Genomic DNA, 23868 nt, shown 5'->3' on the forward strand with positions numbered 1-23868 from the left:
AAGGTGTGTATGATGGTCATACTATAGATAATATTTAGAGCCTTTCTCATTCATTTGAGGGAGGCTTTTTAATTTATACAGAAGATGAAAAAGCAATTACGTAGTTCATTTAGTACGCAAGGTCGTAGAATGGCAGGAGCAAGAGCTCTATGGAAAGCAAATGGAATGACGAAGGAGCAGTTGGGCAAGCCTATTATAGCAATTGTGAACTCCTTTACTCAGTTTGTTCCGGGACATGTTCATTTACACAAGATAGGTCAGCAAGTGAAAGCCGAAATTGAAAAGCTGGGTTGCTTTGCTGCCGAGTTCAATACTATTGCCATTGACGATGGTATTGCAATGGGGCATGATGGTATGCTTTATTCTCTTCCTTCACGTGATATTATAGCCGATAGCGTAGAGTATATGGTCAATGCGCACAAGGCGGATGCAATGGTTTGCATCAGCAACTGTGATAAGATTACTCCGGGTATGCTGATGGCTGCCATGCGACTTAATATTCCGGCGGTATTTGTATCGGGCGGTCCGATGGAAGCAGGTGTACTGGGCGACCAACACCTGGATTTGATTGACGCTATGATTAAGTCGGCCGATGAGAGTGTAAGCGATGAAGAGGTTTCTAAAATTGAGATGTCGGCATGTCCTACCTGCGGAAGCTGCTCGGGTATGTTTACCGCCAACTCCATGAACTGCCTGAACGAGGCTATCGGGCTGGCGCTTCCTGGCAACGGAACCATTGTGGCCACTCACGAAAACCGCGCGAATCTCTTTAAGGATGCGGCTAAACTGATTGTTGAGAATACATATAAATTTTATGAAGATGGCGATGAATCGGTTCTGCCACGTAGCATTGCCACACGCACTGCCTTCCTCAATGCCATGACGCTGGATATTGCGATGGGTGGCTCTACCAATACGGTGCTTCACCTATTGGCTATTGCCCACGAAGCAGAAGTGGAATTTACCATGGAAGATATCGATGCCCTTTCCAAAAAGACTCCTTGTCTTTGCAAAGTGGCCCCCAATACACAGAAATATCACATTCAAGATGTGAACCGTGCCGGAGGTATCCTGGCAATTATGGCCGAACTGAATGCTGCAGGACTGATTGATGGAAACGTAAACCGAGTGGATGGGCTGACGTTGATTGAAGCAATCAGCAAATACTCCATCACTAGCCCCGACGTATGCGAGGAGGCTATCAGTAAATACAAGAGTGCTCCCGGAGGAAAGTTCAACTTGGAACTGGGTTCTCAGAGCAGCTATTATAAAGAACTGGATACCGACCGCAAAGAAGGATGCATCCGTTCAGTGGGTTATGCCTACTCAAAGGATGGCGGACTGGCGGTATTGAAAGGAAATATTGCGCAGGATGGCTGCGTGGTGAAGACTGCCGGAGTTGACGAAAGCATCTGGAAGTTTACAGGCCCGGCAAAAGTATTCGATTCTCAGGAAGCTGCCTGCGAAGGAATCCTTAAAGGCAATGTGGTATCGGGAGATGTGGTAGTTATTGCCTACGAAGGACCGAAAGGTGGACCGGGTATGCAGGAGATGCTTTACCCAACCTCTTACATCAAATCCAAACACCTGGGAAAAGAGTGTGCGCTGATTACCGACGGCCGCTTCAGTGGCGGAACCTCCGGACTGAGTATCGGTCACATTTCACCCGAAGCTGCCGCAGGAGGAAACATCGGCCTGATTAAAGACGGCGACATTATCGAAATCAATATTCCCGAACGGAGCATCAACGTGAAACTGAGCGATAAGGAGCTCGACATCCGTCGCTCGGAAGAGATGGAAAGAGGCAACAAGGCATTCACAGCACCAATGCGCAACCGCAATGTTCCAAAAAGTCTCAGAGCGTATGCCAGCATGGTGAGCTCGGCAGACAAAGGGGCGGTGAGAATGATTTAATTATTAACGAAAACAACAAACAAGATATATGGATAAACAACTGGTTACAGGTTCGGAGGCATTAATCCGTTCGTTGTTAAAGGAGGGAGTAGATACTATATTTGGCTATCCCGGAGGGGCTATCATGCCTGTATACGACTGTCTGTACGACCACAAGCATGAGTTGAATCATGTACTTGTTCGTCATGAACAAGGGGCTGCCCATGCCGCTCAGGGTTATGCAAGAGTTTCCGGAAAAGTAGGTGTGTGTATTGTTACCAGCGGTCCCGGAGCTACGAATACCATTACCGGTATTGGAGATGCCATGCTAGATAGTACACCTATGGTAGTAATAGCCGGACAGGTGGGAGCCGCGTTGCTGGGTACGGATGCCTTTCAGGAAATAGACTTGGTCAGCCTAACACAACCTATCACCAAATGGAGCTACCAGATACGGCATGCAGATGATATCCCCTGGGCAGTAGCCCGCGCATTTTATATTGCCCGCAGTGGACGCCCCGGACCGGTAGTGCTCGATTTTGCCAAAAATGCACAACTGGCAAAGGTGGAATACGAGCCTCAGACAATAAACTTTATCCGCAGTTATCAGCCCTATCTCGATATTGATGAAGAGGCTGTATGTGCTGCCGCACAATTGATAAATTTTGCCAAGAAACCTCTTGCACTGGTAGGACAGGGAGTGGAACTGGGCGATGCACAGAAAGAACTTTTGGAGTTCCTTGAAAAAGCAGATATCCCTGCCGGAAAAACATTGTTGGGATTATCGGCATTACCTACTGCTCATCCATTGAATAAAGGGATGCTGGGAATGCACGGAAACCTGGGACCGAACGTGAAGACAAATGAATGCGACGTGCTGATTGCCATCGGTATGCGTTTTGACGACCGGGTAACCGGCGACTTGCACACCTATGCCAAACAGGCAAAAGTGATTCATTTTGATATCGACCCGGCCGAAATTAACAAGAATGTAAAAACTACCGTTGCAGTGGTGGGCAATTGCAAAGAGACTCTTGCTGCAGTAACGGCACATCTGAAAGAGAATAAGCACACCGAATGGATTGAAAGCTTTAAAGAAAGCGAAGAGACTGAATACAACTCTGTTATCCAAGGAGAACTGAATCCTGTTGAAGGACCAATCACTATGGGAGAGGTGGTGAACCGGATTTCCGTTGCCACCAATCACGAAGCAGTGCTGGTAACCGATGTAGGTCAGAACCAAATGATGGCTGCTCGCTATTTCCAGTTTACAAAGAACCGCAGTATCGTAACTTCGGGCGGATTGGGAACCATGGGCTTCGGACTTCCGGCTTCAATCGGAGCGTCGTTTGGTGCACCCGATCGCACAATCTGTCTTTTCTGCGGTGACGGAGGAATACAGATGAACATTCAGGAGCTGGGAACCATCATGGAGTCGGGCGCAACGGTTAAGATAATCCTGTTGAACAACAGCTATCTGGGTATGGTTCGTCAGTGGCAGGAACTTTTCTTCCACGAGCGCTACTCGTCCACTCCGATGAAGAACCCCGATTATATGAAGATTGCTTCGGCATACGGCATAAAGAGCCGCGCCGTTCACTTGCGCGAGGAACTCGGTGAGGCTATCCAAGAGATGCTAAATGCTGAAGGCTCCTTCCTGCTCGAGGTCGGTGTTATAGAAAAAGGGATGGTTTACCCGATGACACCAGCCGGTGCAACGGTAACCAACATGTTGTTGGGATACTAATACAGATAGTTATGAACAAGAAATTATATACAATCAACGTTTACTCAGAGAATGTAGCGGGGGTGTTGAATCAGGTCACAACCATATTCACACGTCGGCAGCTCAATATCGAAACTTTAAGTGTGTCGGCCTCTTCCATTCAGGGAATTCACAAATATACCATTACAGTATATACGGATGCCGCAACAATTGAGAAGGTTACCAAACAGATAGAGAAACGCATTGATGTGATGCAGGCTCATTATTATACCGATGATCAGATTATCTTTCAGGAGGTGGCGCTTTACAAAGTACCTGCGGTGAGTCTGTTGGGAAGTAACAAAGTTGAAAAACTGGTTCGTAAGCATAATGCCCGCATTCTGGAGGTAAACCAAACCTATGCAGTTATTGAACTTACCGGTCATCCTGACGATACGCAAGCGTTGTACGATGAACTTATGCCGATGGGATTGTGGCAGTTTGTCCGCTCCGGACGCATTGCAATCACCAAGAGCCCGGTAGAACGATTGAGTAATTTTCTGGCTTTGATAGAAAGCAGAAAGGGAAAAAATGGAGCAGAATAGGGTAGGTCATTACAAATTCGTGGCAGAGCCTTTCCATGTAGACTTTACAGGTCGTCTTACCATGGGGGTGCTGGGAAACCACCTACTTAACTGCGCAGGTTTTCATGCCACCGAAAGAGGATTCGGCATGGCTTCGCTAAATGAGGCCAATTATACTTGGGTACTTTCCCGTCTGGCTGTTGAACTTGAAGATATGCCCCGCCAGTACGAAGACTTCAGCATCCAAACATGGGTGGAGAATGTGTACCGACTCTTTACGGACCGCAATTTTGCCATACTCGACAAAAAGGGGAACACCATAGGATATGCGCGGTCGGTGTGGGCCATGATTAACATGAACACCCGCAAACCGGCCGATTTGCTCTCCCTGCACGGAGGAGGCATTACCGACTACATCTGCCAGAAGGAGTGTCCCATAGACAAACCAAGCAGAATCAAGGTGGACGATTGTGAACCCGATGCGGTGTATAACGCAAAGTACAGCGATATAGACATTAACGGACATGTGAACAGCATTAAATATATTGAGCATGTACTCGACCTCTTTCCGATAAATATGTACAAGGAGAAGCGGATTAAACGTTTTGAGGTGGCATACGTTGCGGAGAGTTATTACGGAGATATTCTCTCGTTCTATAAGCAAGAGATAAACGAAAACGAATTTCATATTGAGGTAAAAAAGAATAGCGGCGAAGTGGTTTGCCGCAGTAAAATGATTTTTATTAATTAGTTTTTAAATAAAAAAGAAAACAAAATGGCACAGATGAATTTTGGCGGCGTTACTGAAAATGTAGTAACCCGCGACGAATTTCCATTGGAAAAGGCACGTGAAGTATTGAAAGATGAAGTTATCGCAGTAATTGGCTACGGTGTTCAGGGGCCGGGTCAGGCACTGAACCTGAGAGATAATGGCTTTAATGTAATCATTGGTCAGCGTAAAGGCGGAAAAACATGGGAAAAAGCAGTAGCTGACGGATGGGTTCCGGGCGAAACTCTGTTCGAAATTGACGAAGCTTGCCAACGTGGTACTATCATTCAGTATCTTCTTTCGGATGCTGCTCAGATTGAAGTATGGCCAACAGTGAAGAAGAACCTTACAGCTGGTAAAGCTCTTTACTTCTCTCACGGTTTTGGTATCACTTACAAGGAAAGAACAGGCATCGTTCCTCCTGCAGATGTTGACGTAATTCTCGTTGCTCCTAAAGGTTCGGGTACTTCTCTTCGTACCATGTTCCTCGAAGGCCGTGGCTTGAACTCTTCTTATGCAATCTTCCAGGATGCAACAGGCAACGCATTCAACCGCGTAGTGTCATTGGGTATCGGCGTAGGTTCAGGTTATCTGTTCGAAACAACATTCCAACGCGAAGTTTACTCTGACCTTACCGGCGAACGCGGTACTTTGATGGGAGCCATCCAGGGATTGTTGCTTGCACAGTACGAAGTGTTGCGCGAAAACGGACACACTCCATCCGAAGCATTCAACGAAACTGTAGAAGAGCTGACTCAATCATTGATGCCTCTGTTTGCTAAGAACGGTATGGACTGGATGTACGCTAACTGCTCTACAACTGCTCAACGTGGTGCTCTCGACTGGATGGGCCCATTCCACGATGCAACTAAACCTGTATTCGAAAAGCTGTATTCGGAAGTTAAGTGCGGAAACGAAGCTCAACGCTCAATCGACACTAACTCTAAACCTGACTACCGTGAAGGTCTGGAAGCAGAACTGAAAGCACTTCGTGAAAGCGAAATGTGGCAGGCCGGTGCAGTTGTACGTAAACTGCGTCCTGAAAACAACTAATCAGCTCAATAGCATATAGCTTTAAAAGGGGACCTCAATGGGTCCCCTTTTTTGTCTCTGTATGGTTGGGAAACATGTTGTTTCCTTTTAACGTGATACACGACCGGAGCCGTCACCCTTCATCAGATTTTCAACCTCGGAAACAGTTATCAGGTTAAAATCCCCGCTGATGGTGTTTTTCAGGCACGAGGCAGCAATTGCAAAGTCAAGCGCTTTCTGGTCATCTTCGGGGTATGCAATTAATCCGTAAATCATGCCACCGCAAAATGCATCACCTACGCCAACACGGTCTACATTGTGAGTAATATCGTATATCCGGGAGTACTTTAGCGAATTATTGGAATAGGCAATGCCGGCTATCGTGTTGTGGTTGGCATTGATAGAGTTACGCAGCTCGAGGAACATCTTCTTGCAGCGTGGTACACGCTCCATTACCTTTTCGCCTACCGATTTAAATCCTTCCAGATTCATTTCCTCATTTGCCGTTACCGCTTTGAAACCTACCGGGGTAATATCCAGAACTTTTTCATATTCAGGTTCACTGCCAAAGATTACATCGCTGTACTGCACCATAGGAAGCATAACTTCCTCGGGAGTCTTGCCGTATTTCCACAGATTCTTCCGGTAATTCAAATCACAAGAGATGGTGAGCCCCATGCTGTCGGCAACCTTAATTCCTTCCAGGCAAGCATCTGCTGCCCCTTGCGAAACAGCCGCTGCAACTCCCGACCAGTGAAACCATTTGGCGTCTTTTAGTACTTCCTTCCAGTCAATCATTCCTGGCTGAAGGGTGGCGAAGGATGAATCGGCACGGTCGTAAACCACCTTCGACTGGCGGGCTACAGCTCCGTTTTCAAGAAAATAAATACCCAGTCGCTCTCCTCCGTAAACAATCTTATTAGTACCTACATTGTGTGAACGAAGTTCCTTAACGCAGGCCTCTGCAATATCATTTTGCGGAAGGCGGGTAACAAAATCCGATTCCAAACCAAAGCTTGCCAGCGAAACAGCGACATTAGCCTCGCTTCCACCGTATGTTGCAATAAATTCATTTGCCTGCGAAAATCTTAAATAGTCGCGTGGGCTCAGACGAAGCAGAACCTCACCGAACGTAACAATTCTATTTGCCATAAATACTTTTTATTTAATAATCAAGAATGGACTCTTGATTTAATTTGGAGCCCAAAATTACTTATTATCGATAAGAGGGGCAATCATATGGCGAATTCTTTACTATTAAAATTGTTGAAAATAATTTGAGTGTTGTTTCATAGATGAAAATTCCTCTCTATAATTAGTGTCTTTTGATAAATTCTGCTCTGCTAATCTTACGCCTATAAATTATATTATCAGCATAAACAAAGAGGCTTCTCTATAAATGAGTAGATATAATTATTTAGCAGAACTTTTCATAAACCGTGCCATAAGCCATTTTCTTATGGGTACATCATATAGCCTTACACACAGGTATGACAGGATGATGGTTGACAGGAGAATAAAAAGTGCAATTGGGAATGCTTCTTTTAAAGTGGTAATATTATTCTTCATTACCCAGGATGTAAACATGTATATAAATGGATAGTGGATAATGTATATCGGATAAGAAATATCGCCTAAGAACTTACAGATTTTGGAAGAGTATTTTCCTTTTACAGTGCCACTGGCACCCAGATAAACAATGAACGGAAATATGAAAATGATACATAAAGAATCGTAAAGGCCATTTATCCACAGTTGATCTCCTCCTACTCTAGGCATTGAAAGAACTGTAATAAGCAGCACACTGCACCAAAAAAAAGCATGATTAATGCGTTCTGGCTTGCAAATACGTGACAATAGTAGTCCGGCAAAAAATGGATAAAGCAATCTCGTAAAACCAATTCGTAATTGTGTAGGCTCTATTGACCAACCACCGATAATATCTCCATTGGGGCTTGTCACCGCAAGATGAATCAATGCACACCCAGCAATAAATACTAGGATTGAAAGCATTTTATTTGAAAACTTCCGGACGAAAAGAGCGTAAAGAATATTGGCTATGTATTCAAAGAAAAGTGACCAGGCTGGTCCGTTAAGAGGATGCATTTCTCCCCAGCCACGGATATCCATTGATGTAGGAACTGGAATCAATGTAAAGCCAATCAGCATAACGAGAATCATTTTCCAAACCGGAGTTTCATTAATAAATGGAAAAGCGGAACAGTCCTGGAAGTAGAAGAAAATTGCACCTATAACCATACCTGCTATAATCATGGGATGAAGTCGGATAATACGACGTTTAAAGAACCCTTTCAGACTCATTTTGCCCCAACGGTCATCATAAGCATAGCCAATAACAAAGCCAGAAAGAACAAAGAAAAAGTCTACTGCCATGTAACCATGATTTATGATTTGTTTTGAGTGATCACCACCTGTAAAAGTTTCAAGAATGTGAAACAGAACAACTATTACTGCTGCAACGCCACGTAATCCGTCCAGTATTTCGTAGTGGCTTTTTGTGTCTGTAAACGAAGATGAAGAAATGTAATTCATAGATTGTTTATTTAAAAATATTCTGCAAAGATATTTAGTTCTCTTACAGCAGTATTGTCGTTTTTTTATAATTTATTGTCTTATATTTGCCCAATAAACAATTTTTGGTAAGAAAAATGCAGGAGAACATAAAATATTGTCATGTTCCTATCTTTGACGATAAGTCTTTTATTTATGATTATGTTCATATAGTATGCGATGAGCAAATTACGTTTCATCAGCATGCTGAATGGGAATTATCTTACGTTATAACAGGAAGTGGAACGCGTATTATGGGCGATTTTATGGAAAGTTTCTCGAAAGGAGAGGTTGTTCTTATCCCGCCAAATATTCCACATTGCTGGTCTTTTGATAAGAATATTCATGATGATGAAGGTAAAATAGAAAATATCACGATTATTTTCCCGGATTCATTATTTGATAAATGTGCTTCTGTTTTTCCGGAAACTAAAAGGTATATTTCATATATCAATCAACATAAAAAGGCTATAAAGTTTGAATGTGATACCCTGCATACACTTCAGGAAATAATGACTAAGATGTCGTTTCAAAATGATATGGAACAATTATCTTCTTTGATTAAACTATTTGTGGTAATATCTTCTTCGAATGATACTAGTGTTGTGGGCTTTTGCAATAAACAGGATTGTAACACGGTAAGGTTTCAGGAAGTATACCGGTTTATTGCCAATAATTATCAGCATAATATCTCGCTTGATGATATTGCAAATTACGTTCACATGAATCGTTCTTCATTCTGTTCCTTTTTAAAGCGGACAATTGGGAAGTCCTTTATTACTATCCTGAATGAGTATCGCATTGAATCCTCTTGCCTGATGCTTCGTGAAACCACAATGCCTATAACTGACGTATGTTATGCTGTTGGTTTTAATGACGTTCCGTATTTCTACCGTACCTTTAAGAAATTGAAGGGAGAGACGCCCAAAGATTATAGACGGACCAATAATTTACAAAGTTGTACTGTACTATCTACTAATTGATTGTTAATCCTTTTTCGTGAGGTAAAGATTGTAGGTGTGTAAAGTATTGACGAAATTATAACGTTAAATAATTCATCGGAACTATTTTTTAATTATTTTTGTTTGTTATAAAGTAATAAATAACAGACTAAATAGAGTGACTATGAAAAGATTAAAAACATTTCCGGGAATTTTACTTCTAGTAATGTTTATAAGTGCATGTAGCACTGTAGCATTAACAGGGCGTAAGCAGCTGCTTCTTGTTTCTGATTCTGAAGTGCTGGGCCTGAGCAATCAAAGCTTTAAGGAGTACATGGGTACAGCAAAAATGTCTGCAAATAAGACGAATACAGCAATGGTAGAACGTGTGGGAAAAAACATTGCAACTGCTGTTGAAGCTTATTTAAAGTCTCAGGGATTGGAATCTGAAATACAGAATTTTGCCTGGGAATTTCATTTAGTGAAAGATACATCGGCCAATGCTTTCTGTATGCCGGGAGGAAAGATTGTTGTGAACGAAGGAATTTTGCCATACACAAAGACCGAAGCCGGATTGGCAATAGTTGTCGGCCATGAGGTTGCTCATGCCGTTGCTAAGCATTCGGCTGAACGAATGAGTCAGCAGTTGCTGGTTTCTTATGGCGGACAGGCTCTTGGAACTTTGATGCAGAAGAAGTCGTCGACCACTCAGATGCTGGCGCAACAAGTATTTGGACTGGGAGCACAATACGGTTATATGCTTCCTTATTCCAGAAAAAATGAATACGAAGCCGACAGAATGGGATTGGTATTTGCTGCAATGGCAGGATATAACCCTGAAGTGGCTGTTGAGTTCTGGCAACGCATGAGTCAGGGCGGAAAATCAATTCCGGCTTTCTTGAGTACTCACCCTTCGGATGAGGCTCGTATCGCAAACCTGAAGAAGGTTATGCCTGAAGCATTGAAATATTACAAAAAGAAATAAATGTGCATTCAGTAACTTGCTGTACATTTATAATTAAAACGACAGCCTGCTTGGAATTTACTCCGGGTAGGCTGTCGCTTTACTTATATATACGGCACAGCTTAGTCCATAATTACAATCCAATCCCATTCCTTGGGATTTCCTATTCCAACGCTCGGGGTATAGAGAAACAGGCTGATCCTCTTGTTGCTTTTAAGGTATTCAGCAACAATCCTGAGTTTGCTTATTGAATTCCAGATAAGTGAATAATCAGTCGGCGAAGGACCGAATATGCATTTGAACATGAAATCGTCGGGTTTATCAATAGGATTGCTTAAAAGAGCAAATTTATCTGCGGGTACAAATTCCTTCGGGTGTTTAATCACACCTGTACCCATCCAGATTATCGAACCATCGAATATTAAAGTATTTGTAGGGAGATAATAGAGGGAGATGTTCCCAAAGTCGCCCGGAGCTTTATAATTCACAGCAATAGGAATTGTATCAGAACTGGAAATGTCTCCATTCATTTGTTGCACATTTCCTCCTTCAAACTTATTGGTGGTATAGTCTACTTTTAGAAGTAATATCGAATTTTGAGACCATTCAATCTTGTCTTTCTCTTCAGAGCAGCCAAAGATGAAAAGAGTGAGAAATAATAGAATAAGCTTTTTCATAATCAATGTTATTTATGCCAAATGATTTTAATGAATTTCGCTTTCGAAAAATCTTCGCCGTTAATCATGGTATTTCCAGCAAATCCTCCAAGACTTCCCAGGTAGTTACAGTTTGAATCAAACACCGGACTCGGCATATCACAGCACATCGCCGGATCAAAGAGATAAACTCTTTTCCATTGAAATCTGTATTCCGTGACATTTGCATCCTTACCAGCCAGCACTGAGGTGCTTAATTCCTTTATCTTACTCTCAATGCATTCGGGAATTCCATTATCCGGATGTGATTTCTCACAGCTTATAAGTGCCATCATTACAATAATTCCCAGGAATAGTAACCTTTTCATAGATTTTTAGTTATTAAGGTTGATTTATATAATATAAACAATAGTGCGGCGACTTTACTGCACCGCACGCATTAAATAATGTTTAAATGAGGTTGTTGGTGATTAATATGAAAATTTGACACTGCTTATTTAACTGTGTAAATGCTGAACGGCCAATCATCCAAAATATGAGAAAGAAATAGCATAGTTGAAAATACCCACTTTTTGGTTCACTTCTTTAGTTCTGTCTAACACAAACTAAAGAATATCTACCTCTTGTTCTGAGTTCTCTAAAACATGCTGGTGGCAATTCTTGCTTTATCCTGTATCTAAGCTTTAACTATTCCATACATAAAGAATAATAATAAATTATTATAAAACGCAATTCGTTAATATCTTTAAAATAATTTTCTAAAGTGTTAATTGTTAATACTTCAAGAGTGGTGTAACTTGTTTTTTATATTTGTTTATTAGTTGCATAATTATGCTAATTAATTATTTTAAATATTTAATAGTAAGATAATTATAATAAAAAATAATCTATATTTCAAAAAAAATCGATTAAATATTTGTTTGATAATAAAATTTTGTATATTTGTTGTGTTTGCATGTGGTTTATTTTTTATCTGAGTTAACTTAAGTTTTCCTAAAACCTTAATATTATGAATTTAAGTCTAACATTTATTGATCTGAGATTGCCTGCTTTTTTTGCATGACATCTCTGTTTTAAGTATTTCTTGACGTTTTTTATACGTTGAATGCTTTAATGACCTTAAATACTTATCCTAAGTAGACAACTTTAAATACTTATCCTTTTAAGTAGATAACCTTAAACACTTACCTTAAGTAGACACCCTTTAGTACTTACCCTAAGTAAACAACTTTAAATACTTATCTTTATAAGTAGATAATCTTTGATACTTACCTTAAGTAGATGATCTTAAGTACTTATTTTTGGTATATAGCCTTAAATTAATGGCCTTAAAATTTATCTTTTATGAAATCAACATTAAATATTGGGTATGTTCTCTTTCTTTCACTTGTGGCTGCATTGGGAGGTTTTCTTTTTGGTTACGACACAGCAGTTATTTCAGGTACAATTACTCAGGTTACCTCTATTTTCTCTCTTGATCCCATTCAACAAGGGTGGTATGTGGGATGTGCACTGATAGGCTCTATCTTCGGTGTTCTTTTTGCTGGCGTTTTAAGCGACAAATTTGGGAGAAAAAAAACGATGATTCTCTCTGCAGTTCTGTTCTCTGTTTCAGGCATTGGTTGTGCTATATCGGCCAATTTCTATGAATTAGTTGTTTACCGTGTGATTGGGGGAATTGGTATTGGGGTAGTTTCTATTATTTCTCCTCTTTATATATCTGAAGTTTCTGTAGCTAAATACAGAGGTAGGCTGGTATCACTTTATCAGTTGGCTGTGACTATTGGGTTTTTGGGCGCATATCTTGTTAATTATGGTTTGTTGCAATACTCTCAGAATGGAGCAGCTCAACTAGATTACCCGGTAATGCAGAAAATATTCCATACTGAAGTGTGGAGAGGTATGTTAGGAATGGAATCTCTTCCAGCCTTGCTATTCTTTTTAGTTATTTTCTTTATCCCTGAAAGTCCTCGTTGGTTAATCCTGAAAAGAAAAGAGTTGTTGGCTCAGGATATTCTAAAGCATATATATGGTAATGAGAGAGATGCACAATACGAACTGAACGAAACCCGCCAGGTGTCAAAGTCGGATAACAAATCGGAATGGCTTTCAATTTTCAAACCTGGTATCTTCAAAGCAATACTGATTGGGGTGTCCATCGCTATTTTGGGACAGTTCATGGGTGTTAATGCAGTACTGTATTACGGGCCTACTATTTTTGAGAAAAGCGGACTTTCCGGAGGAGACTCTCTGTTCTATCAGGTGCTTGTGGGTGTTGTAAATATGTTGACGACCGTTTTAGCCATGACAATCATCGACAAGGTAGGCCGGAAAAAGTTGGTTTACTATGGAGTGACAGGTATGATTGTTTCCTTGATTATGATAGCCTTTTATTTTATCGAAGGCGAGGCATTGGCAATTCCGAATGTATTCCTTCTTATTTGTTTTCTGGCTTACATTTTTTGTTGTGCCGTATCAATTTGTGCTGTCATATTTGTATTGCTTTCGGAGATGTACCCCATCAAAGTGAGAGGATTGGCGATGTCTGTTGCCGGATTTTCGTTATGGGTTGGCACCTATCTGATAGGTCAGCTTACTCCCTGGATGCTTGAGAACCTGACTCCGGCCGGAACGTTTATCTTATTTGCCATAATGTGCGTGCCATACATCTTGATTGTATGGAAACTGGTTCCTGAAACAACTGGAAAATCTCTCGAAGAGATTGAAAGGATATGGGAAAAAGAACCCCTTTTAACAAATAGTGTTTCTGAAGAAATCTACACTATGTAGAGAAAAAAACGAATCTTTGACTTAATATAATAAAGTCTATGTCTTTTCGAAAGACATAGGCTGATGATATATTCAATTGCTTTGCAATTGGTTAATCTGCCAAGAATATTAACATTTAAATAAATCTCTATGAACTTTAAAAATTTGGCAAAACAATACAAGGATGAACTATTGAATAGTGTTCTTCCTTTTTGGATTGAAAACTCACAGGATAAAGAGTTTGGTGGTTATTACACTTGTCTGGAAAGAGACGGTTCAGTTTTTGATACCGATAAATTCATATGGCTTCAAGGAAGGGAAGTATGGCTTTTTTCCATGTTGTATAACAAAGTGGAAAAAAGACAAGAATGGTTGGATTGTGCCGTGCAAGGAGGTGAATTCCTGAGAAAGTACGGTCATGATGGCAATTATAACTGGTATTTCGTTCTCGACCGTAAAGGAAATCCTCTGGTTGAACCTTACAATATCTTTTCGTACACTTTTGCCACTATGGCTTTCGGACAACTTAGTCTGGCTACAGGTAATAAAGAATATGCTGAAATTGCCAAGAAAACATTTGATATTATCCTTTCTAAAGTTGAAAATCCCAAAGGTAAATGGAATAAGGTATATTCCGGAACTCGAGATTTGAAGAACTTTGCCCTTCCAATGATACTTTGTAACCTGGCACTGGAGATCGAGCCTTTGCTTGATAAAGATTTCCTGGATAAGACGATTGAAACGTGCATTCATGAAGTGATGGATGTTTTTTATCGCCCAGAGTTGGGGGGAATCATTATTGAGAATGTAACCACAGATGGTAAATTATCAGACTGTTTTGATGGGAGATTGGTTAATCCAGGACACTCTATCGAAGCCATGTGGTTTATCATGGATCTGGGTAAGCGCCTGAATCGTCCCGATTTGATTGAAAAAGCGAAAAATACCACTCTAACCATGGTAAATTATGGCTGGGATAAAGAGTTCGGAGGAATATTCTACTTCAAAGATCGCCTAGGTAATCCTACACAACAATTGGAATGGGACCAGAAACTTTGGTGGGTGCATATTGAAACCATGATTTCCTTGCTAAAGGGTTACCAATTAACTGGCTCGGAAGAGTGTCTTGAATGGTTTGAAAAAGTGCATAATTACGTTTGGACTCACTTTAAAGATCCACAATATCCCGAGTGGTTTGGCTACCTGAATCGTCGTGGTGAGGTTCTTCTGCCACTAAAAGGCGGGAAATGGAAAGGCTGTTTCCACGTTCCGCGCGGACTTTACCAATGCTGGCAAGTATTAGATCAGCTAGAATAAGCCGAACTGACAATCATTTAGATTTGATTTTAATGCGTTGAAATTGAATTTCAACTTTATTGTTATTAATAGATTGTTTGTAGTCTTATTTTACAAAAACAGAATAATGAAAAAAACGAAAATTAATGCAGTCCTTTCTAGCAATAGGATGTTTATATTCATTTTATTGATAATCTCTTTCATTTCTTTGCAGAACCTTTTTTCAAAGCCTTCGATTGTCAGTAGTAAAGATGTTGATGGAAAGAATCTCATATGTGGAACAATAGAAGATAAAAGTTGTAAGGGACTGCCTAAATTAAAATTTAATGCTGGAAAATTCAAGATAATTCAGTTTACGGATATTCATTGGGTAAAAGGGAGCGGGTATAAAAAATACAATGATAGTACCTTGGTTCTGATGAGAAGTCTAATTAAAAAAGAGCAGCCCGATCTTGTAATTATTACCGGAGATGTTATTGTATCCTGGGGAGCAACGGAAGAATGGAAAGAGGTGACTTTGCCTATGGTAGAAGCCAAAGTTCCTTTTGCTGTAACTTTTGGTAATCATGATACTGAAACAGACCTAACAAAGTTGCAGGCTTTGGAGGTGCTGAAAACAATTCCTTACAATATTACATACAATGCCGAGGGAGGGATTTCGGGAGCGGGAAATTGTGTTCTTCCTATCCAATCTTCGGATGGTAGCCAGAATAAATGGCTTCTTTATCTCTTTGATTCTCATTCTTATCCAAAAAATAAGATGTTTGGAGTCTATGACTGGATAAAGCCTGATCAGATTGAATGGTATCGTAATCAGAGGGATTTCTATGCAAAAGAGAATGGAAAAGTGCTTCCTTCACTCGCTTTTTTTCATATCCCTCTTCCTGAATATGATCAAATCTTGAGAATTAATTCCGCGATAGGTACGAAAGAGGAAGCAGTCTGTTCTGCCAATATAAATTGTGGCCTTTTCTCTTCCTTTCTCGAGAAGAAGGATTTGATGGGCGTATTTGTGGGGCACGATCATAACAATGATTATTTAGTAGATGCCAATGGAGAAATCTCTCTTGCTTTTGGCAGGAAAACAGGTTATGCTCCAGCATACAAAGAAGTATTGGAAAGAGGTGGACGAGTAATAAATTTGTATGAAGATGAACTATGTTTTAACACTTATATTGAGACGTTGAATGGAATATTGAATGAGTATACCTTCGAACAGAAAAATCGTGCTCGCTCTTACCCGATTGCAGAGGGATCTTTCATTCAAGAATCCCTGGTAAAAAATTGGGATGATGATCAATGGTTTCAGGAGTTGAAAACCTTAAAAGAGGCAGGAATGAAATACCTCATTTTTGCACCTACATTATTAGTTGATAAAAATGGCCGGAGTACATACCTTTATCCAAGTTCTTATGCTGGGAAAAATGAGAAACCTTCGAAAGATCTTCTGGAATTATGCCTTCGTAATGCAAAAAAGTGTGGACTTAAAGTCTTCGTTGGATTAAATATGAATGATAAATGGTGGTCGGTTGATTTTACACCCGATTGGCTTTATCAACAGATGAAAAATGGAAATAAAATAGCCGATGAATTAGTAGCTCTTTATAAGAAAAAATATGGTGATACTATGTATGGCTGGTATTGGGTATGGGAGGTAGATAATTTACATGCCAACACAGAAGAAAATCAGTTTATTCTTGCGAATGCGTTGAATATAAATTTGGACCATCTAAATAGGCTAACTCCCGATATGCCATTCATGCTTTCTCCTTTTGTAAATCAGAAACTTGGCACTGCAGCTGAGAACCGCAAAATTTGGGAATCAGTTTTTGCCAGGACGCATTTTAAAAACGGAGACATCTTCTCACCTCAGGATTGCGTTGGAGCAGGAGGGTTAGAAATTGAAACACTTCCTGAATGGTTCTCTAATATTCGACAGGCGGTTAATACAAAACCCGGTTTGAAATTTTGGGCAAATGTAGAGATCTTTGATCAAAGGTTTTGGACGACAGCCTCTCTTGGACGTTTTAGGAAACAGCTGGATGCAGTGAATCCTTATGTAAATAAAATCATAACATTTGCGTATAGCCATTATTATAGTCCTTTGCAAGTGAACAAGCAATACCATAATGCCTATATGGAGTATTGCAACACGGGCGAACTTCCCAAGTTGTCTGCCCCGGATCCGGTCTCCGAATCAACTCTTAAAATCAATAAGAATGGAAGAGCAGCTTTAAAATGGAAATCACCTGAAAATAAGACGAATTTATTGGGGTATTATATCTATAAAGATGGAAATCTGCTAGTAAATATCCCTTATAATGAAAGTGCTTCAATTATTGAATATGTTGATAAAAATAAGTTCCAGAATAACTTATATGAGATATCGACATATAATGCTAATGGAAATGAATCGATGAAAATCAGTGTGCAAAAACTATAGATATTTTGATGTTTTTTTGGTGAGAATTTTAATTTCGGAATCGACAGAAAAATAGTAATTACTCAACTTTAAAAATTAATTTTTATGAAAAAATGGAAAGAATCATTCAGGACTTTTCAGCATTTTAAAGCAGGTTTGCTTTTAATGTTGATGTCTCTCTCTGCAATGGCTGTCTATGCACAATCAGGAACTGTAAAAGGGACTGTTTTTGATGAAAATGGAGAACCGTTCATAGGGGTTTCTGTAGCAGAAAAAGGTACAAAAAATGGTACTATTACTGACATTGATGGTAAATACGCAATTAGTGTCAGAGATTTAAAAAATGCTGTTTTAAAGTTCTCTTTTATTGGTCACGAAACAATAGAAGAAGCTGTAAAAGGACGGAAAGTAATTGATGTAAAAATAACAACATCGGTCACAGTTCTCAATGAAGTTGTTGCTATTGGTTATGGTAACGTAAAGAAAAGAGATTTGACAGGTTCTATCGCTTCTGTGAAAAGTGAAGATATCTTGAGAACGGCTCCTGCAACCATTAATCAGGCATTACAAGGAAAGATTGCAGGTGTTTTGGTAAGTCAGTCTGACGGTGCACCTGGTGCAGGGATTAGCATTCAGATTCGAGGGGCAAACTCATTTACAACCAGTGCAGAACCTTTGTATGTGATTGATGGGGTACCTTTTAACACAGGCAATGCTCCTGACACCGATTATGCTACCAAGCAAACCAATAATCCATTGAGTTTAATTAACCCGCGCGATGTTAAATCCATAGAGGTTCTGAAAGATGCCTCTGCAACAGCAATTTATGGTTCGCGTGGTGCAAATGGCGTTATCTTGATTACAACTAAAAATGGGAGTGAAGGAAGAACAAAGATCGAATTGAGTGCAAATTATGGTGTATCAAAACCTGTTAAGTTGATCGAAGTTCTGAACGCCTCTGAATATGCACAATTCAGAAATGAAGAAACCATCATGGGATACAAGTATGATGGAAAAGATTATGTGTCAGATGAATCATTACCATTTCCAATCCCTGGCCGATGGACTTTTGAGAAGCTAAAAGATCCCAATACTGGTCAAATTGTGAATGTAGACAGTACTTATCTTCCAAGTCCACAGGATTTTGCAAATGGATATATGAATAATGGTACAGACTGGCAGAAACAGATTTATCAGACAGCTTTTTCTCAAGATTATAATCTGAGTTTATCTGGTGGTGATAAAAAAGGACAATATATGCTTTCGATGGGAATGCTGGATCAACAAGGAATTATTCTCAAATCTTATTTTAAAAGATATACTGTAAGATCAAACATTAACCGCAAGGTGACAGATTGGTTTGAGATAGGAAACAATCTGACTGCATCAAAGTCTCTGAATCGTATGGCTCGTACAAATACGGAAACTTATGGAATTGTTAATGATGCAATAGGTTTTAATCCGACAAGAAATATTTATGATCCAGATCAGCCATCTGGTTATTCAGAAGATTTTTCTAATGGATTATCAAATCCATATCTTTATGTTCGGACTGCAAAAAATTTATTGGAGTCAATGAATTTATACAACTCAACATATGCTACGATTACATTTAATAAACATCTTAATTTCAGACAGAATTTAGGTTATGGATATAGTCAGAGTAAACGTAATCAGTATTACAATAGATATATCAGCGGTGGAGTGGCACCGACCAATGGTTACGCTTCGCAGGCTGATGACTATTATGAAAGTGTGACAACAGAATCATTGCTTTCATTTAATATGGATATTAATAAAGCACATCATGTTGACGCAGTTGCCGGTTGGTCATATGAAAATGTGAATTGGGGTGGAAAAAGCATGAGTGGTTCTGGATTTGCTAATGACCTTAACGAAGAAAACAATATGTACGCAGCTATAGTTCAAAACAAAAACTATTCAAATAAAGGAAAGACATCACTGATGTCTTATCTGGGACGTGTAAACTACATATTGCTTGATAAGTATTTGCTTACTGCTTCTTTCCGTAGAGATGGATCAAGCCGTTTAGCAAACCATCGTTGGTCTAACTTTGCTTCTGGAGCTGTAGCATGGCGTTTGTCAGAAGAAAAGTTTATTAAAAACCTAAACATTTTTGATAATCTGAAGCTGAGATTTAGCTACGGACAAACAGGTAATCAAAGTGTTAACGCTTATGCAACACGGTCCAGATTTACTGTTCAACAGTATCCTGTTAATGGGGCTCTTACCAATGGATTTGCAGAAGATCGTTGGGGAGGACCGGCTGCTCCGAATTTGAAGTGGGAAACAACAGATCAATATAATATTGGTATGGATGTTGGCTTCTTTGATAATAGGGTGAATTTTGTATTCGATGTTTATAGAAAGAAAACTCACGACCTGTTGCAATATGTATATACTGACATGTCATCTGGATTCCTTTCTATGGCATCTAATTATGGAAACGTTCAAAACGAAGGGCTTGAAATTTCAGGTAATTTCTTAATTGTTAAAGACAGAGATTTTACATGGAGGATGGATGCAAATATGTCTTTTAACCGAAACAAAGTTGGTGGATTGAACTCTGATCAGTTTTCTGATGTTTGCTGGGGATTGGAAAGTATGTTCCTGAGACGAAACGGAGAACCTATTGGTGTTATATACGGATATCAGGAAGATGGATATTTTGACAATGAAGCGGAAGTAAGAGCAAATCCATTGTACAAAAATGAATCAGATGCTAAAATCAAGAGTATGATTGGTCAGGTTAAGTATAAAGACAATAATGGTGATGGAATTATTGACAATAAAGATAAAGCTATTATTGGTAATACTAATCCGGATTTTACTTATGGTATAACAAATACTATTACTTATAAAGATTTTATTCTGAGCTTCTTTTTACAAGGCACAAAGGGTAATGATATCTTGAATGTTAACATGAAAAATTATGATATGGCTTCAACTACTAATATGCCGAAATTTGTATGGGATAACAGGTGGACTGAATCTAATAGAGAAAATGCACAATTCCCTAGAGCAGACATTACCTACACACGAAGTTTGAAAGCCTCTGATCGATTCGTTGAAAATGGAGAGTATTTACGTATGAAAAATGTAAGTTTAACTTATAGGTTTAATAATCCGATCAAGGAAATTGAAGCTGTAAATCTAACTTTTGCTGTTAACAATCTCTTTACAATTACCAAATACCGCTGGTATGATCCTGATGTAAACACTTTTGGAAGTGATACTTCTCGTCGGGGTGTTGATATGGATTCATATCCAAGTGCCAGAACATTTAATCTGGGTATTCAGGTGACTTTCTAAAGTGCAAAGTATTCATTCTTAATAGTAAATAAAATGAAATATAATATTTTAAAATACATCGCAGCAACATTTATACTTGTAGCGGGAAGTTCATGTTCAGACGTACTTGATGAAAAGGCTTATACTTTTGTATCAGGAGATAATCTGATTGCTGCAAAGAGTTATAAAGAACTTGTTTCAGGTGCATACAATGCAATGAGTTTTGGTTTTGAGTGGGGGAATTACCATACGATAGCAAACTTTGATACAGATTATCAAACTGGTCCGACGTGGGCGTTTGGTGACATCGGTGCGGGTAATTTCTATGAAAATGGCTCTAACATAAACTTTTATAAATATTATTACCAATGTATTCATAGAGCGCAGTACCATTCTTATTTGATAAACCAGATGGATATTCCTGAAAAGGAGAAAAATAATGCAATGGGTGAATTGGCTTTTCTATGTGCATGGTCTTATTTCAACCTGGTTCAGTACTATGGTGATCTGCCTTTGTTTAAAAAATCAGTTTCAGAAGGAGGTGATTTCAACTTGCCTCGTTCTCCGATAAAGGATGTTTATGCATATATCATTGATGAATTGAAATTTGCTGAAACTGCTATGTATTCCACTCATGATGCCGAATTTGTAAAAGGTCATGTATCCCGTGGGGCAGCGAAGGCATTGTTGGCAAAAGTATACTGTACTATCGGTTCAGCTTCTATGGCTAAAGGGAATAAGATTTCTGTGATGGAAGGAGTTCCTTTCTATTTCGATGATAATAATAACAAAGTGCGGGTGCCATATCCCTCAAAACAAACATTCGAAAAAGATCTGGTAGCCGGTTATGAAAGCTTCGATTCAAAAGCTTATTATAAATTGGCAATGGACAAAGCAAAGGAACTTATTGACTTAGGTGATTTTGATCTTTATTCATCACAACAGGAGTTGTGGAATCCGGCAAGTAAAAATGGGAAAGAATTTATTTTCTCTCTCCAGACACTGGCTGGTAATGATGTTTTGAGTAATTATGTTGCTACTGATTATGCCGGATACTATAAAGAAAATGGTCAAATGTCTTCTGGTTATTATGTACAACGTGATCATTGGTACCAACTCTTTGATGATACAGATGAACGAATCACATGGGGAGTGATACACCGTACTCCATTTAATTATGTTGAATCAACAGGCCAGCTTCAATGGAGCTATTATCCTGCGAAAGATAGTGTGAAGGTCAGATTGGGTATTGATGGATACAAAACTACCGATATTTTAAGGTATGATGCACACTTGTATGGTTCTAAACTGATGAAATTCAGGCAGGTCTCAGTGCCATTAGATGGCAAAAGAACTGATTATAACTGGCCATTTATTCGCTATGCTGAAGTTCTGTTGCTTTACGCAGAGGCTGCTAATGAAGTTAATGGAGGACCTACAAACGAAGCAATTACACAGGTTGAAAAACTAAATAATCGAAACAAGAGCAAAAAAGTTTCGGAAATTGGAGTTATAAATCCTTGGACACAAGAATCATTCCGTTCATACATTCTTCAAGAAAGAGTAAAAGAATTTGCTGCAGAAGGTATTCGCCGATTTGATTTATTGCGTTGGGGGATCTATCTCCAAACAATGAATTCCATTGGTGGAGTAGATGAAAATGGAGTTATTAAAAGACGTGAACAAAGACATCTTTTGTTACCATTGCCAGCTGATGTTGTAAATGTAAATCCATATATTGAAACAAACAACCCGGGGTGGTAATTATTAATCTTAAAATGGTTTATATATGAAAACGATAAATATAACAAAGAATGTAATGCTCATATTGCTGACATTACTAACGGTTTCGATCACCTCGTGTAAAAACGATGACAATGGAACTCCTGGATTGCCCACTTTTAGTCAAGTGACAACAATCAAAGACCTGAAAACTCCTATAATAGGTGGAAAGATGGGAGATTGGATTGCTATACAGGGAGGTAATTTTGAACAGACAGATTCAGTTCTATTTAATGATGTTACTGTGCAAATGAAAGATATGTATTATGAAAATGATGTTTTGTATGTACAGGTGCCAGTAAAACTGCCTAAAAAGGTGAATAACAAAGTTACTGTTATGACTTCCGGCGGAGAAACAGCTTTTGATTTTAAAATTGATATCCCGAATCTTCAGCTGACTGGCATGTTCAATGAATATACTCTTCCTGGCGATACAATCAAGATTTACGGGAAATTCATATCTCTCTATGAAGTTAGTAGCTCAAATACAACTGTTTCATTTGGTGGCGTTGAAAGCCCTGTAATAAAAGCGACAGATAACTATATTACAGCCAAAGTTCCTCTTAATGTACAGTCAAATGTAAGAGTTAAAGCTATCAACAAGAAATACAATGTGGAGGCGGTTTGTCCTGGCTATTATCAGGATAAGCACAATGTAATCACTACTTTTGATTCAGACTTCCCCTATACAAGTTCAACTGGTCAGCAATGGGTTGGCGAATGGAAGGATCCTAAGCCTACATCTGGCAAATACCTTCGGTTTGAAGTAGATCAGGCTACTTATCCAAATGGATTAGGGTGGTTCTACTTCTTCACGAGTGATGTGAATTATACGTTGGATATGATGCAGCATCCAGATAAGTATACCCTAAGGTTCGAGCTCAATATGAGATTGCCAGTAAAAACCACTAATTTCTTTATTTATTATTATTGGGCTGTTGCACCAACTCCAATGAGTGGAGAAACATTTATTGTTCAAAATATGGGAGTATGGCAAACAGTGAATATTCCATTGGAAAAAATAATTCCGATGGGTTATACAGGTACTTGGACAGCCTATTCTTTAAATATTCGTGTGGAAGACTTTGCTCCGGTTGAACCGATTGCAATGTATTTTGATAATTTCCGTATTTATCAGAAAGAATAAACTTAGTAAGTTTTCAGATTTGAGT

Annotated in this window: 17 protein-coding genes; 13 read left to right on the forward strand and 4 right to left on the reverse strand. The window is 39.3% G+C overall.

The annotated features are described in order from the left end of the window. Positions 1-84 precede the first annotated feature (84 nt). From ilvD to ilvC, 5 genes are read left to right on the forward strand one after another with little or no spacing between them, the layout of a single operon-like run. Positions 85-1914, forward strand: a complete 1830-nt coding sequence (ilvD, locus tag ABWU87_RS00125) for a dihydroxy-acid dehydratase (RefSeq protein WP_353332105.1) — start codon at positions 85-87, stop codon at positions 1912-1914. Between the two features lie 28 nt (positions 1915-1942). Further along, on the forward strand, positions 1943-3640 hold the full coding sequence (ilvB, locus tag ABWU87_RS00130) for a biosynthetic-type acetolactate synthase large subunit (RefSeq protein ID WP_353332107.1): 1698 nt from the start codon (positions 1943-1945) through the stop codon (positions 3638-3640). Between the two features lie 11 nt (positions 3641-3651). Further along, positions 3652-4203, forward strand: coding sequence for an acetolactate synthase small subunit (gene ilvN, locus ABWU87_RS00135; protein WP_353332109.1), 552 nt, complete (start codon positions 3652-3654; stop codon positions 4201-4203). Continuing rightward, positions 4190-4933: an acyl-[acyl-carrier-protein] thioesterase gene (locus ABWU87_RS00140; protein ID WP_353332111.1), complete on the forward strand. Its 744-nt coding sequence runs from the start codon at positions 4190-4192 to the stop codon at positions 4931-4933. The genes ilvN and ABWU87_RS00140 overlap by 14 nt, the downstream gene beginning before the upstream one ends. A gap of 24 nt (positions 4934-4957) precedes the next feature. After that, complete coding sequence (ilvC, locus tag ABWU87_RS00145) at positions 4958-6004, forward strand: ketol-acid reductoisomerase (protein WP_353332112.1); 1047 nt, start codon at positions 4958-4960, stop codon at positions 6002-6004. A gap of 87 nt (positions 6005-6091) precedes the next feature. Here ilvC and ABWU87_RS00150 read toward each other — a convergent pair whose 3' ends face one another. After that, a complete protein-coding gene (locus ABWU87_RS00150) occupies positions 6092-7135 on the reverse strand; it encodes a sugar kinase (protein ID WP_353332114.1) in 1044 nt (347 codons plus the stop codon). A 261-nt stretch (positions 7136-7396) separates the two neighbouring features. Then, positions 7397-8536: an acyltransferase family protein gene (locus tag ABWU87_RS00155; protein WP_353332116.1), complete on the reverse strand. Its 1140-nt coding sequence runs from the start codon at positions 8534-8536 to the stop codon at positions 7397-7399. A 116-nt stretch (positions 8537-8652) separates the two neighbouring features. Between ABWU87_RS00155 and ABWU87_RS00160 the strand changes: the two genes are divergently transcribed. Further along, positions 8653-9537, forward strand: a complete 885-nt coding sequence (locus tag ABWU87_RS00160) for an AraC family transcriptional regulator (protein ID WP_353332118.1) — start codon at positions 8653-8655, stop codon at positions 9535-9537. Between the two features lie 142 nt (positions 9538-9679). Then, a complete protein-coding gene (locus tag ABWU87_RS00165) occupies positions 9680-10480 on the forward strand; it encodes a M48 family metallopeptidase (RefSeq protein WP_353332119.1) in 801 nt (266 codons plus the stop codon). Positions 10481-10581: 101 nt separating this feature from the next. On the opposite strand, the gene ABWU87_RS00170 is transcribed toward ABWU87_RS00165, so the two are convergent. Next, complete coding sequence (locus ABWU87_RS00170; protein WP_353332120.1) at positions 10582-11136, reverse strand: hypothetical protein; 555 nt, start codon at positions 11134-11136, stop codon at positions 10582-10584. An 8-nt stretch (positions 11137-11144) separates the two neighbouring features. Continuing rightward, complete coding sequence (locus ABWU87_RS00175; RefSeq protein WP_353332122.1) at positions 11145-11483, reverse strand: DUF6970 domain-containing protein; 339 nt, start codon at positions 11481-11483, stop codon at positions 11145-11147. A gap of 976 nt (positions 11484-12459) precedes the next feature. On the opposite strand from ABWU87_RS00175, the gene ABWU87_RS00180 reads away from it, so the two are divergent. The 6 genes from ABWU87_RS00180 to ABWU87_RS00205 all read left to right on the forward strand — a co-directional run bounded on the left by ABWU87_RS00180 (position 12460) and on the right by ABWU87_RS00205 (position 23843). Further along, a complete protein-coding gene (locus ABWU87_RS00180; RefSeq protein WP_353332124.1) occupies positions 12460-13905 on the forward strand; it encodes a sugar porter family MFS transporter in 1446 nt (481 codons plus the stop codon). Positions 13906-14034: 129 nt separating this feature from the next. Continuing rightward, positions 14035-15201, forward strand: a complete 1167-nt coding sequence (locus tag ABWU87_RS00185; protein ID WP_353332126.1) for an AGE family epimerase/isomerase — start codon at positions 14035-14037, stop codon at positions 15199-15201. A gap of 106 nt (positions 15202-15307) precedes the next feature. After that, entirely contained in the window at positions 15308-17623 is a 2316-nt protein-coding gene (locus tag ABWU87_RS00190) for a DUF4434 domain-containing protein (RefSeq protein ID WP_353332128.1), read from the forward strand. An 84-nt stretch (positions 17624-17707) separates the two neighbouring features. After that, a complete protein-coding gene (locus ABWU87_RS00195; protein WP_353332130.1) occupies positions 17708-20935 on the forward strand; it encodes a SusC/RagA family TonB-linked outer membrane protein in 3228 nt (1075 codons plus the stop codon). A gap of 33 nt (positions 20936-20968) precedes the next feature. Then, a complete protein-coding gene (locus ABWU87_RS00200; protein WP_353332132.1) occupies positions 20969-22678 on the forward strand; it encodes a RagB/SusD family nutrient uptake outer membrane protein in 1710 nt (569 codons plus the stop codon). Positions 22679-22703: 25 nt separating this feature from the next. Then, entirely contained in the window at positions 22704-23843 is a 1140-nt protein-coding gene (locus tag ABWU87_RS00205) for a glycan-binding surface protein (protein WP_353332134.1), read from the forward strand. Positions 23844-23868 lie beyond the last annotated feature (25 nt).

The sequence above is a fragment of the Bacteroides sedimenti genome (genome assembly GCF_040365225.1).
Taxonomy (GTDB): domain Bacteria; phylum Bacteroidota; class Bacteroidia; order Bacteroidales; family Bacteroidaceae; genus Bacteroides; species Bacteroides sedimenti.